The 12,152-nt window shown below is 59.9% G+C and carries 12 protein-coding genes and 2 pseudogenes; 4 read left to right on the forward strand and 10 right to left on the reverse strand.

What is annotated here, in order from left to right; genetic code table 11:
• The 3 genes from EN955_RS35160 to EN955_RS30410 form a co-directional block, all read left to right on the forward strand.
• Nucleotides 1-181, forward strand: a 181-nt coding sequence (locus tag EN955_RS35160; protein ID WP_206523767.1) for a hypothetical protein, incomplete at its 5' end; no start/stop codon positions are given.
• Nucleotides 182-483: 302 nt separating this feature from the next.
• Nucleotides 484-939, forward strand: coding sequence for a hypothetical protein (locus tag EN955_RS30405; RefSeq protein ID WP_244507003.1), 456 nt, complete (start codon nucleotides 484-486; stop codon nucleotides 937-939).
• 161 nt (nucleotides 940-1,100) lie between these two features.
• Nucleotides 1,101-1,349 carry a hypothetical protein gene (locus EN955_RS30410; RefSeq protein WP_127223509.1) on the forward strand — a complete coding sequence of 83 codons (249 nt, stop codon included), beginning with the start codon at nucleotides 1,101-1,103 and terminating at the stop codon, nucleotides 1,347-1,349.
• A 627-nt stretch (nucleotides 1,350-1,976) separates the two neighbouring features.
• Here EN955_RS30410 and EN955_RS30415 read toward each other — a convergent pair.
• The 7 genes and pseudogenes from EN955_RS30415 to EN955_RS30445 form a co-directional block, all read right to left on the reverse strand.
• Nucleotides 1,977-2,357 carry a DUF982 domain-containing protein gene (locus tag EN955_RS30415; protein WP_024505614.1) on the reverse strand — a complete coding sequence of 127 codons (381 nt, stop codon included), beginning with the start codon at nucleotides 2,355-2,357 and terminating at the stop codon, nucleotides 1,977-1,979.
• Between the two features lie 506 nt (nucleotides 2,358-2,863).
• Nucleotides 2,864-3,222 (reverse strand): annotated as a pseudogene (locus EN955_RS30420) (SPW repeat protein).
• Between the two features lie 30 nt (nucleotides 3,223-3,252).
• On the reverse strand, nucleotides 3,253-3,576 hold the full coding sequence (locus EN955_RS30425) for a hypothetical protein (RefSeq protein WP_024505615.1): 324 nt from the start codon (nucleotides 3,574-3,576) through the stop codon (nucleotides 3,253-3,255).
• 11 nt (nucleotides 3,577-3,587) lie between these two features.
• Nucleotides 3,588-4,355, reverse strand: a complete 768-nt coding sequence (locus EN955_RS30430) for an NADH dehydrogenase ubiquinone Fe-S protein 4 (RefSeq protein ID WP_024505616.1) — start codon at nucleotides 4,353-4,355, stop codon at nucleotides 3,588-3,590.
• A 71-nt stretch (nucleotides 4,356-4,426) separates the two neighbouring features.
• Entirely contained in the window at nucleotides 4,427-4,936 is a 510-nt protein-coding gene (locus EN955_RS30435) for an Hsp20/alpha crystallin family protein (protein WP_013525023.1), read from the reverse strand.
• Between the two features lie 73 nt (nucleotides 4,937-5,009).
• Nucleotides 5,010-5,486 carry an Hsp20 family protein gene (locus EN955_RS30440; RefSeq protein WP_164752017.1) on the reverse strand — a complete coding sequence of 159 codons (477 nt, stop codon included), beginning with the start codon at nucleotides 5,484-5,486 and terminating at the stop codon, nucleotides 5,010-5,012.
• A gap of 232 nt (nucleotides 5,487-5,718) precedes the next feature.
• A complete protein-coding gene (locus EN955_RS30445; RefSeq protein ID WP_024505617.1) occupies nucleotides 5,719-6,072 on the reverse strand; it encodes a hypothetical protein in 354 nt (117 codons plus the stop codon).
• A 286-nt stretch (nucleotides 6,073-6,358) separates the two neighbouring features.
• Between EN955_RS30445 and EN955_RS30450 the strand changes: the two genes are divergently transcribed.
• Nucleotides 6,359-7,699 (forward strand): Do family serine endopeptidase, encoded by a 1,341-nt coding sequence (locus EN955_RS30450; RefSeq protein ID WP_245265418.1) that lies wholly within the window; start codon nucleotides 6,359-6,361, stop codon nucleotides 7,697-7,699.
• Between the two features lie 562 nt (nucleotides 7,700-8,261).
• On the opposite strand, the gene EN955_RS30455 is transcribed toward EN955_RS30450, so the two are convergent.
• The 3 genes and pseudogenes from EN955_RS30455 to EN955_RS35165 form a co-directional block, all read right to left on the reverse strand.
• Nucleotides 8,262-8,498, reverse strand: a complete 237-nt coding sequence (locus EN955_RS30455; RefSeq protein WP_013525027.1) for a hypothetical protein — start codon at nucleotides 8,496-8,498, stop codon at nucleotides 8,262-8,264.
• A gap of 477 nt (nucleotides 8,499-8,975) precedes the next feature.
• A complete protein-coding gene (locus EN955_RS30460) occupies nucleotides 8,976-10,229 on the reverse strand; it encodes a diguanylate cyclase (protein ID WP_032899766.1) in 1,254 nt (417 codons plus the stop codon).
• A gap of 1,743 nt (nucleotides 10,230-11,972) precedes the next feature.
• Nucleotides 11,973-12,152: pseudogene (locus EN955_RS35165) on the reverse strand (Ku protein); the annotation flags it as partial.

Raw genomic sequence — 12,152 nt, forward strand, 5'->3', positions numbered from 1 at the left:
CAAAAAACCCCGCCACAGGCGCCGGCCACCCCTGCAATCGCTTACCGAGATGTGGATTGTGGGGGATGCGCACCATGTGTCGAGCGATGACCAGTCGATGCCCGTCCGCGTGAACGTCTGCGCCCGCCGTCCTCTGGAGTCAACCTGGGGAGAATTCGACCATGGAACACAGTTTGGCTGAAATAGCGGCGCGGCTCTCCCGCGATCGCCTGGGTCGCGGCGGCCCTTGCATGATATGGACCGTCTAGCTCCGATAGTTGGGCTTCGCCATTTGCTCGGCTACAGTTAGAACCACTATGGCTCAAAGCCCCTCCAGCATCATCGGTTCGCCGGCTCAAGGATCAGGTAAGTTCCGGCTCCACCTCAGTGATCATCCCTGACGCCAAGGGAAGCCCGCTTTGAACTGCACATTTTACGTCGCGGACCCCATGTCGGTCTGGTCGCCATGTTAGCCGACGCTAAATCAGAGCGATGCGACACTTCTTGCTGGGCCTTACAGTCTGTCTCTATTGCACCACATTGCTTCGGGCCGAAGCATGGCAGCCCTTTGGCGTCCGGCAGCTTGGCTTTACATTCGATATTCCTCCAGGTTTCGTCCTCACCCAGCACTCGGATCAAGGCGCGGCTTTTCAGGGGCCGAGAGAAGCGTCCCTAGTCATTTGGGGCGCACGATTGGGCAAAGCCAGTTTTCGCGCCGAGATCGAGCACCGCATGATAGAGGACAAAAAGTCCGGTTGGCGACTGACCTATCGGCGCATAACATCCAGATGGGCAAGCTACTCGGGTGTCAAGAATGGCGAGATCCGCTATGTCCGCGCAATCACGGTCTGCGGCGACCGCGCCGCGCTTTTCACAATTGATTACAGGAAATCGGAAAAGAAGCCATATGAGCCTGTTGTCGTGCGCATGGTCCGGTCCCTGAAGGCACAGGGCTGCTAAACTGGGGGTGGGTGGGCAACGCAGATTGCTGCGCCCTGAATTGCTGCCCGGGAAGACGACGCGGACAGCATCATCCCGACCGCTTCCTGCAACGGAGGGGCGATCATTTCCATTACTATCGCCGTGTGCCCAGAGAGGTCAGGGACCTCGACGAGCGCTGCGTGCTCGTGCGCCGCGCCCTCGACAACACAGACCGGATAAAGGCGCGCACCGCCCGAGATCTCCATGAGGCTGCTGACAATGCTTTGTGGGCTTCGTTGATGCTGGTGAAAATCCACATCAAGCGCGTCGAGTCCCTGGGATTCGTCTATCGACCTCTCGCAGAGATATTGGTCGCCGAGCTCCTCGGCACGATCCTGCGGACTAGCCGAGAGCACGATAGGCGAGCCTGCCAAATCATCATCTGTTGACGCGGTCGGCGGCCGCCGAGAACAATACACACTGTCTATTCACTGCGCCGCTCGTTCGAAGACCGCATGAAGAACGGTAGGCTCGGCGAGGAGCTTCGGCGCATGTTGATGGGCTACCCGATCTACCGGCCGAAATATGGCGAGGACGGCGACATGAAGATGTGGCAACAGGAACTATGAAGATCGTGTGGCCGCTCGATCCTGGGATCGTATGACCCGCTGACGCACTGCGGCAAGACGTTCTTCCTTCGCCCGGTTGTCCTGCAAGGCGCGTTCCAAGTGGTCGTATAACGGGAGCCATGCCTCACCATGCTCACCTCGTGCCACAATGATTTCGGCGACGCGGTCGAGTACTCGCTCAATCCGCTGTGCCGTGACTGGTCGAGGCGTGGGCGAGTATCGCCTCACGGCTTCGCCCGTCCGCAAGGCCATGAATGCACCATGCCTTATGTGTAGCGGACTTTTTGGTGCAGTGAAGGCCTGTGTTCGGCTTGGGCTGCAATCGGCGGCTGCGGCTTGCAAATGTGAAAGGCTCTTTGCTCATCGGGGTTGGCAGCGGGAGGGCGATCGTCCGGACCCCCCGAATACGATAGCGCGAGTTGCCGGCGCAGCCCGTCCGTCATCTGGTCAACCGAGCCTCTCCTCCTCGTGAGCGCGTGGCAGATTGTTTGCTGCGGCGGCGTGATTGCCGCCGCAGAGAGTTTTAACGGTTAGTTCGTGTGCACTGCCAATCTTCGGCCCTGTCATCCAAGACGGCGCCAAGGGAACGTCTTCGATCACACCCACCCTGCGTGCCCAGGTCGCAAACGCCTTGTGCGCGGCCTCGACCGACTTGCGACCATCATACGCCGAGTAGCATGTATCACAGGCCGCTCCGTGGAGAAGGCCGCGCCTTTCGACCGGCCATTCTTCCAGAAATTCTATGGCATCCATGACGCAACCGATCTTTTTGAGAACGAAACTGTCATCTCGCACGAAAATCGGCTGTTTGAACGTAGCGCTCTCCATCTTGACCTCCCTTCAAGCCCTAAAGCGGCGCTTGTGTCTCTTCGGGTGACGCAGGATGATTCCTCGGCAAACATGCCGGTCTGCGTGACGCCTTCGGCACAGAGAGGATATTGGAAATGCCTCTTTTCAGTTCAAGAGAGAATTGGCCGGCCGAGCCCAGCAGCCTCTTGGCAATTGGCACCTCATCCCGCTGCCAGCGCGTCTGTCCGCGAGGCCCTCGGCCCCCCAACCTGCACGTCGGCGATCTTGCCGTCGCGTAGCAAGGCCTCTAACCGGCTATTTGGATTTGCGTCACGAGCTGCGTAGCTGGAAGAGCATCAGCGCAGCGAAGGCGGCGTTGTGTTTTCCTTTACTCATGTCCATTGCGGCCACTCCACACAGCGCGCGATATAGGTCGTCAAACGGAGCGCATCAATTCTGGCACGTCAACGCCTTTCATCGCCGCCGGCATCGTCTCGCGAAAAAAAGAGCGGGCCCGGAAGAGTCGGACCCGCCAGCGGCTATGATCAGGCTGCAGAGAGCGGTCGGTCATTCGCGAGCCAAAGGCTGGCTGCTGCCAGGGCAGCAACCACAGCGCCAGCGATGGCGTGCGACCACATTGCTGCCGCCAGGCCGGCAAAGCCAAGCACCCAAGGTGCGGCCACAATCCACAGGCCGACGACAAGGTTCGCCCATTCCTCATATTTGTGGAAGCCACCAACGCGCGCGCTGCGATCAGAACGGTGATTACGCCCGCGATGAAGGCGTGCCAGACGGCAACAGCATCGGCAGCATAGCCAAGGAGCCAAGGCGAGAGCGCCAGCGCGATGCCGGCAAGGATGTTTACGACATCGAGCGCCGGCCTGCTGCTGTCGGTCTTCAACATCGTCATTCTCCTTTCCTGCGTTTCAGTACGTCAATGTACCGCCCTTGAGTCGAGGGCGGGTGCGGCAGCGGGCCTGTTCGGCCCGATGCCGCAAAGCTTCTTGGGTCCGGATTTGAAACGGACGCAGTCCTTCGGCGAGATCGGCTCAGTCAGGAGGAAGGGTTCGATCTCCCGAGGTTCGAACGCATTGCCGGCGATCTCACTCAATGCGAGATGCGGCCGGCTCTTCGGCCTGGCCGCCAGCCGGGGCGCTGCGCCGCGCGCCAGTGCGCGCGCCCGCCCTGCTGCCGCGACCGCAAGCGCGAAGGGGTTCGGGATGGTCCGTTGGGCGTCGAAGACGATCAGTGGGTCCATTCTTGCCTCCATCATGCGGCTATCCGGGATCGTACCGGGCTGAGCCGAGTCTGGAATCTCTGGGTACTGCCTTCCAAGGCCAGCAGAGCGAGCTCAACCTCGTCCAATCGCGTGGGACGTGCATTTTCCGGCATGCCTTCAGCGGTGGCCAGGTCGATCAGGTACTCGTTCCAGGCCCAGTTCTTGAGCACGGCACGTTTCTCGTCGGGTGCGAGTACCGGGTCATCCACCACCTCCATCGGAGAGGCATAGAATGTCTCGGGCTCGGAAAGCGCCGTCTGTATGTGCGCTGCCTGTGCACCAGCGCCATAGTTGTGGCTTGCCTGGAGCCATGCCAATTGTAGCCGTTGCCAAACCACGTCGGAAAAGGCGTGCCTCTCCTCCGATGCTTGCCTGTTGCTGACCTTGGCCTGAGAGCCAGAAGATGGAGCCTGCACCACGTAGCTGAGGCCTTGGCGCTCCGCATAACGGATCGCCGCCTCCAGCGTCGGAAAATCCAGTTGAACCTGGGTCAGGGTGTCCCGGCCGCCCGTATAGCCCATCAGCGGCTCGATGAACGGGGCTGTGCGAGGTTCGAAGATCAATCGCCAGTCCTTGCGGGGCTTTGCCGAGGTCATGGCCGAGCGGCATGGCTGGTAGATCCGTGCCGTCACGCCGTCCGGAAACACTGACCGCCCCATTGACAAAGCCGGCTCGTCGACACGAGGCCGATTGTCATTGTCCGGCCGGCCGGAGGTCGTGGTTGGGCTTCTGATGTCGCTGCTTTGAGCTGTCTCCATTGTCTGTCCCTCCCATCATGAAGGGTGGTACGAGCAGCGGCCGTGACGGCCGCTGCTCATACTGCCGTGCGTCAGTTCTTGCCGTTGATTGCGATCCGCTTGGCCTTCGCCTGCGCCCGCTCGGTCTTGGGCAAGGTCACGGTCAGCACCCCGTTCTTGAAGGCGGCGTTGACCTTGTCTTCCTCGACCTCGTAGCCGAGCGGAATGAGGCGCTCGAAGCGACCGTAGAAGCGCTCGGAGAACTGCCGGTCTTTGTCCTCGGTCTCGGAACGCTTCTCGCCTTTAAGCTTGAGCGCCCCGTTGTCCAGCAGGACTTCTATGTCGCTCTCGTCCAGGCCGGGTATTTCCGCCGTGACGCGGACTTCCTTGTCCGTGTCGGAAATTTCGACGCTGGGCCAAGTGGCGGCAAAAGAGGGACTGAAGGCCGGCAGTCTGGCGCCGAAGCTGCGGAAGGCGTCATCGAACAGCCGGTTTACCTCCCGGTGGAGGGAGACGAAGGGGTCTCGATCTCCATCAGGGAAGAGACTGGGCGCCGAGTTTCCGTTGCCCCGGCCCCATGGGATCAAGTCACGTACGCTCATTGTCTTTCTCCTTTCGTAGGTCTGTGAGCCGGGCCGGACGCCCGGCTCAAGCGATGCCTTCATCGTGGATTGCTCAGGCCGCCAGCTTCTCGGTCTCGACCTTGGGGGCTTCGATCTTCGGCATGGGAGCCCCGCTGGAGATCTCGACCTTGCGCGGTTTCATCTCCTCGGGAACCTCGCGCTTGAGATCGATGCTCAGCAGCCCGTTCTCAAGGCTGGCGCCAGCAACTTTGACATGATCGGCCAGTTCGAACCGACGCTCGAAAGCGCGCCCGTTGATGCCGCGGTAGAGATACTGGCCGTTCTCATCGCCGGATTGCGACCCGCTCACGACCAGCATGTTGGGCTGGTGAGTGATGGTCAGCTGGTCCTGCGAGAAACCGGCGACCGCCATCGTGATGCGATAGTCATCATCATCAACCTTGGCGATATCGTAGGGCGGCCAGTTGTCGAACGAGGCCACACGGCTCGCATTTTCAAGCATGTCGACCATGCGGTCGAAGCCGATGCTGGACCGGTACAGGGGGGTAAAATCGAGGTTCATAACCACATCCTCCGTTTGAGCAACATGGATCATAGGAGGCGCCAAGAGCCTTGCCGCCTCCTGGTCTTGCCGGCCCCATCAGGCGACCGGCGACCATCAATTTAGAATCGCGACTTGCACCTTCAAGAGGTATTAGGAAAATTTTCAGCGGCAATCCGGGCGAAACGCACCCATGCCACCCCCCGCCGGCGGGGTCACTCGCCGACGGGTCAATGGTTCACGAACAATCAGGTCGCGCTTAAATCCGATCGATGAATGGCACGAACCCGGCCACCATCGCGCTGTCACTGCCATCAGGACCGGCAAGCTCGTCCGATTGATCCAATTGTTGCAATGCATCCATGATCGCATCGAAGCTGACTGGTTCACCCGCCCTCGGCAGCATGCGAAGCGCTGGCACGGATTCTACCGCGCAGGCATCCGACGCCCATGACGAAAGGATGGCGCGCTTCTCCTGACCGTCCAGGGCAACGTCGGCCAAAACGTCGTGGGGATGTTTGAAATGCCGTGCCGGATGCAGCAATCGGTCCAGAAAAACATCGGGGGCCACGGGTTCAATCGAGGCAAAATGGGTCGAAATGGCTGCTTCCATTGATGGTCCTCCGCTTCAGACAATCTCCTGCGTGTTTGAGTTTGGCGGCTCTCGCGATTCCCGCCAGACGAAATTTTGGGACGTCTCAAGCAAGTTTCAATGGCTTGGCACGGGTCACATTTCCCGTGGTCAACGCCTTAGAACCATTTTATCCAGCCCGTGAAACAATCGGCGAGAATCTCAGTTCTGACGTCGGGCGAAAATCAAGGACCCGAATCCGGCAGGAGAACCAGTCATGTCTTACCTCTCTAGGAACTTGTGCATTGGCTTGATCACAGGAGCCCTGATGCTCTCGACTGGCGGCCTTGCTCCGGCCACCGCACAGGAAATTCCGAACGACTTCAGCGCAATCGTGCGTCAGAAGCTGCCCGCGGTTGTCGCCATCACGACCAGGCAGATCATCCAGGATCAAACGACGCTCAACGACTTTCTCAATCCCTTCGACGGAGGAGGGCGTATCCAGCCCCAGGTGCGGGAAGCACTCGGCTCCGGCTTTGTGATCAGTCCCGAAGGCTACATCGTCACCAATAACCATGTCGTCGCCGACGCAACTGAGATTCACGTCGTGTTCTCCGACAAGGAGACGGCGCCCGCCCGGGTGGTGGGCCGCGATCCGGCAACCGACATCGCGGTATTGAAAGTCGATCCTCGGCCCAACATGACGGCGACGGCCTGGGGGGATTCGGACGCGATGCAACCAGGGGCCTGGACCATCGCCATCGGCAGTCCCTTCGGCCTCGGGGGCACGGTCACTGTCGGCGTCCTTTCTGCCCGCTCTCGCGATATCCAGGCCGGTCCTTACGACGATTTCCTGCAGACTGACGCCTCGATCAACAGAGGTAACTCGGGAGGTCCTTTGTTCAACGCGCGCGGCGAAGTCATCGGAGTCAACACGGCAATCGTGTCGCCGTCAGGCGGTAGCATAGGCATTGGGTTCGCGGTGCCCTCGCGCACAGCTCGGACTATCGTCGACCAACTGATCAGCACTGGCCGCATCGAGCGCGGCTTCATCGGCGTGCGTCTTCAGGAGATCACGCCCTCCATCGCCGAGGCGCTCGGAATGCCGGGCGCCAAGGGCGCGCTGGTTGCCTCGGTCGAGGCTGGCAGCCCGGCGCAGAAAGCGGGAATCCAGGCCGGCGACGTGATAACCCGGTTCAACGACAAGGACATCCAAGGCGTCCATGACCTGACGCTGGCGGCAGCAAGCCAGAAGCCGGGATCGAAAGTGACCGTAACAACGAACCGGGGCGGCACAAACCAGGAATTGTCGCTGACTGTCGATCGACGCAGGGACCAGGAGGAACAGACCGGTGCCATTCCAAGCCTGGGTACTGAGGACCAGCGCCTTGGTATGTCGCTGAGCGCCATTCCGGACGAAGCGCGCCAGCAACTCGGCCTACAGGCCGACACCACGGGCGTGTTCGTCCAGGATGTCGCTCCCAACAGTCTTGCGGCCGAAAGCGGCATCCGGCCCGGCGACGTCATCGTGTCGGCCAACAACCGAAACATGACCCAGCCGTCTGACGTCCGCGAGGAATGGGCGAAATCCCGTCAGCAGAAAAAGCCAGTGCTGTTCCGTATCGACCGGCAGGGACAATCGCTTTTCGTTGCTGTGGCAAACTCCTGACTGACAGGCCAGAGACGGCGTCGCGATCTGTGCTGCTGGGCTGGCCCCCTACCGGAGCGCACCAGAGTTGTGAAGCCGATGAGCGGTATGTTTGAAGTGGCGGTCCGGCTCAACATGCGGTTGCGGGAACTGCTCTGCGGCTTTGCGCGCACGGTCGGCGACTCCGGTCGGCGAGGCGAAAGTCCTTACGTTTCGGCGCATCCGGCGACCACACAGGTGGACAACAAAAGCCTGCGATCCGCTTCTGAGCGCGTGTGCTTTTATCGATGTAAGGAACTTCGCGCCGCAGGTTTAGACTAGCGATCTCTGGCGTGTGAACGCAAGAGAAGTCGGCGATCTCCGAAATCGGTTGAGTGATCAATGCTGTAGCGTTGTCCAGTGGCCGGCTGAGCCGCACGAGGCCTGTGATGCCTGCTACTCGGCTACGATGGTCGGGAGTCTGGAGCCCACGCGCAAGACCGACTGAACTGAAACGGGCACAAAGGTCGGTTTCATCAAGGATGTGTCTGCAACGCTGCCGTGGATGACAGGGCCAAATTGCACATTCGATGGGTTTGCTGATTTATTCCAGACGGGTGCCCGGTTCAGCCGGGTCGTCTTCGTCGGGCTTAAGCAGGTCGATAAGCGCGGCCGCTCGTGTTCCCGGAAGCGGGCGCCCCTGTCCCATTAACGCCTCGTCAGCAAAAGCCCATGCCCATGCCTCTCTCAATTCCTCGATCGACGCACCCGTTGCGATGATCTCCGCAACCGTAATATCGTCGGCTGACCCAATGACGGAGAGAACTTCTTGCCGTGTCATCGTTTGACCGCGTTCTGACTACAACTGAACTAGATGGAGATTTCATGGAGCACTTGCAACCGACCTAATGAGGGCTGTCGCAGGATTCCCTTGCGCAAGATCAGGGGCTGCGCAATGGGCGCCATTCACCTAGCCAAACGCGCGCCACATAGGGCGCAGGGCGCAGAAATCGACGGAGCCCATGCGCTCGGCATTTGCGAAGACCCGGCAAGTCATCCAGATGATCGCCCATCACTGAGGCCATTTGGTGGAACTCCCCCTGGACCATCCACGCAGCCGGAATCGGCCATGGGTGTTCTGAACAACCCGGAAACTCGTTTCAGGGGATTATTCTCGAAATCGTAGTCTGCCGGGCGCGATGTGGAGATTACAGGGGAACCCTTCGTCTCGGTGGTCCAAAGTCCCTGAACTAACCTGTTATCGTCGACGCACGGGAAACCCCGTGATTCAGAAGAGCAGATCTCGGGCCGGCACGGCCTATGCCCCGAGGCTGCCCGGCCGAATGTGTTTGCGCGCGGATAACTCCGGTCTGTGAAGCAGCACCCTGTTGCGGCCCGTCTGCTTGGCAAGGTAAAGTGCGGCATCCGCTCGCTGCTGTAACTGCTCCGGCGAGATCGCCTCAGAGGTCTGAACGGCAACTCCAATGCTCAGGGTGACCCAGCGCGACACACGGGATCCAGGGTTGGGCAAAGCGGCAGCCTCGACGCTCTTACGCATTCGTTCAGCCACAGCGGCGGCCTCTTCCTCGTTCACCCCGGGCAGGAGCACGAGGAATTCTTCGCCGCCATAACGGGCAACGTGATCGCGATCACGTCTCACGTTTTCCTTCAAGATAGTTGCGACCTTTACCAAACACCGATCTCCCTCCGCATGGCCGAGGTGGTCGTTTAGCTTCTTGAAGTTGTCAATGTCGCACATCAGCATCGCGGCACCGGCAAGGCAACGTTTGTCACTTCCCCATAGGCGCTCGAGTGTTTCCGTCATCCAGCGACGGTTGGAGATGCCGGTGAGTGGATCGGTCCTCGCCAGGAGTACCAGTCGATCATTCGCTTTCGCCAGTTCGGCGACCCTGCGTCGGTCGCGAAGCTCAAACAGGAAAGTCTTTTGAGCAAGAATTGTCATGATGCGCCGCGCGGCCACCGTTGCAAAGATACCGCTGGCGAAGAACAGCGTTCCAGCCACTGCACTCCCATGCGCGATGGCCGGGTTCTGCAGTTGAAGCATGAGATAGAGTCCGAGCGCCAGCGCAGCGATCGTCATCGTCCACGCCAGGGGGATCCCGAAGATTATGATGGCTGTGATGGCCACGAACAACATGACGTTCAATTGCCGTTCGTAGAACTCGCCACCAGCGCTTGCTCCGACCAATGCGACTGACAACAAGATCAGGAACATGCCTGCGATCAGCGAAGCTCCTTGGAGCCAAGGCGCCTGCGGTTTACGCCAGGCTAGGACCACGGCCAACGCGACGGGCGGGATGATGGCGCCGGGCAGGAGCATGGACTGCGCTACGCCCCATGGAAGCAACGCCGCGTTCAGTGCCAACGTCAGCACATCCAAAAATGCCACCCAGATCATCCACGCGCGGATGATTTTCGCCGTTTGCGACCAGACACGTGCTCGAAATAGGCGTTCGATCTCGCCACGCAGGCTGATTTCGCGCGTACGGCGCGCCAGAAGCCGGTCGACCTCAGCGGCTAGGGCAGGATCATCCTGCACATCGGGGGGCATCAGATCTGACAAGTCGATAGGCCCTACGCTGCTTTCTCCTGAACATCTATCCAAGCCATAGGCGGTCGGCGGTGGGCAAGCATGTCAACTTACCCTGAAGATTTGATTTATAGCTGCGATTTGCGAACAATCAGTCCCAAACCATCCGATGCTCGATGCGTAGCCGAATTAACCTTTGTAATTGCGGTGGCGCTGCACCGCTGTTATCCACGCCCCGCCGCTGGGCTCGGCGAAATGTTCCGAGAGCTTCTGAAGTTGACCGCGTGAAGGAACGGGTGATGCCGATTCTTGTCATGTCGACCTTTCGAGTATTGCCTGCAGACCAACAGGATGGATTTGGCCATGAAAGGAAGCCGACCGGTTATTTCGTTGTTGGATTTCGACATACTCTCCCGGGCTCTTACATCAGCCATCAGGGAGAGCCCGGAATCCGATTCGACGGTCCAGGCCCGCGAGCTTGTGTGCCTATACACCGGGAAAAAGTCAGCCGACCAAAATTTGATCGCGGCCTTGCTTCACGCCAGTCGCGCCCAGCTGGACGTGGAAGCATCCAAGGCCAATCGCCCGGCCAGAATTGACTGAGTGCCTGCATCTGCTCGACGTGACCTCTCACCGGGTTGTCTCCTCGACGGAGCTACGTCCGAGACGAAGCCCAAAGGCGCGACCGACTGAGACGCAGAGCAGAATTCCCGCAGGCGACAGGACGAATATCCTGACCGCGACACGATAGCCAGCAGGTCACCGAATGGACCTTTGGAAGTCATGGCAGCGGGTTGGACTTCGATCGAGATAGCCGAGGCCATCGAGCATCCGGCCGTGGCCGACCGTCGTGGGCGCGAGGAAAACGCTGCTCTAGATCCTGCTGCGACGAAGCCCAAAGGCGCGACCGACTGAGACGCAGAGCAGAATTCCCGCAGGCGACAGGACGAATATCCTGACCGCGACAGGATAGCCAGCAGGTCACTGAATGGACGTTTGGAAGTCATGGCAGCGGGTTGGACTTCGATCGAGATAGCCGAGGCCATCGAGCATCCGGCCGTGGCCGACCGTCGTGGGCGCGAGGAAAGCGCCGCTCTAGATCCCTGCTGCTCGCACGAGCATTTTTACCCCAGGGCCGTAAATTTTGCACTGACCTGAGGAACACGCATCTGCAGTCGAAGGTCGGGATGTGCTTGGTGAGGACGACTCCCTCCTTGAAAGGACCAAGCTCTGGTGCGAGGCCCGCCTCCGGTTCCGAGACCCGGTTGCGGGCGTATGCAATGCAAGCAAGCGTTAAGTTTTTCTGCAGGCCTGGAACCTCTTTCTGAAATCGAAATTAGGTCTGCAGCTTGGCTCCCGGGCCAGGTCTCAAAGCAGGGCCCGCCGCTGTTTGTGTCCTCAGTGGCGGGCCCACTTCGTTTCCGCTCAACGCTACATTGCGATTGACTAAAGCAACGAACATCCAATGAACGCAATCTCACATGCATCGATCCATGGCCAGGTCGGCACGATCATTTTTTGGGTGACGGTGACCACGCCGACCAGTTGGTCACAAGGAGAACCAAACGACGAGACCTATAGCTACGGGCACAACGGCAATTCGGCCCTCCGCGATTTGTCGCGTCGGGTGTTCTTTCCTCCCGATTGCCGCAGCGTCGCAGTGCGACGAGCCGGTGAGATTGGCCGAAGGCCTGACGCCGGAAACGCGCGAGCGCGCCAAAACTACTGGATGATGCGCGGTGATGGTGGGATTGCTATCTTTAACTATGCCGATTTGCGGCTCTTGGCCTTTGGCCGGTCTTGGCCGATGCCTTCCTTGGCGAGGCTCTTTCGCAAAACCGAGGCCAGGTCGACCACGTTCTCCTGAGGCTTTGGCGCTGGTTTCGGCGGTTTTTTGCCCTTGCGCTTGGCGTCGATCATGGCAATCAACGCATCTTCATAGGT

The sequence above is a fragment of the Mesorhizobium sp. M7A.F.Ca.CA.001.04.2.1 genome (genome assembly GCF_003998485.1).
Taxonomy (GTDB): Bacteria; Pseudomonadota; Alphaproteobacteria; order Rhizobiales; family Rhizobiaceae; genus Mesorhizobium; species Mesorhizobium ciceri.

Excerpts from the sequence above, each read along its gene's own strand:
- EN955_RS30415 (WP_024505614.1), bottom strand. The coding sequence starts at position 2,357 with ATGGAGAGCGCTACGTTCAAACAGCCGATTTTCGTGCGAGATGACAGT.
- EN955_RS30425 (WP_024505615.1), bottom strand. The coding sequence starts at position 3,576 with ATGGACCCACTGATCGTCTTCGACGCCCAACGGACCATCCCGAACCCC.
- EN955_RS30430 (WP_024505616.1), bottom strand. The coding sequence starts at position 4,355 with ATGGAGACAGCTCAAAGCAGCGACATCAGAAGCCCAACCACGACCTCC.
- EN955_RS30435 (WP_013525023.1), bottom strand. The coding sequence starts at position 4,936 with ATGAGCGTACGTGACTTGATCCCATGGGGCCGGGGCAACGGAAACTCG.
- EN955_RS30445 (WP_024505617.1), bottom strand. The coding sequence starts at position 6,072 with ATGGAAGCAGCCATTTCGACCCATTTTGCCTCGATTGAACCCGTGGCC.
- EN955_RS30450 (WP_245265418.1), top strand. The coding sequence starts at position 6,359 with ATGCTCTCGACTGGCGGCCTTGCTCCGGCCACCGCACAGGAAATTCCG.
- EN955_RS30455 (WP_013525027.1), bottom strand. The coding sequence starts at position 8,498 with ATGACACGGCAAGAAGTTCTCTCCGTCATTGGGTCAGCCGACGATATT.
- EN955_RS30460 (WP_032899766.1), bottom strand. The coding sequence starts at position 10,229 with ATGCCCCCCGATGTGCAGGATGATCCTGCCCTAGCCGCTGAGGTCGAC.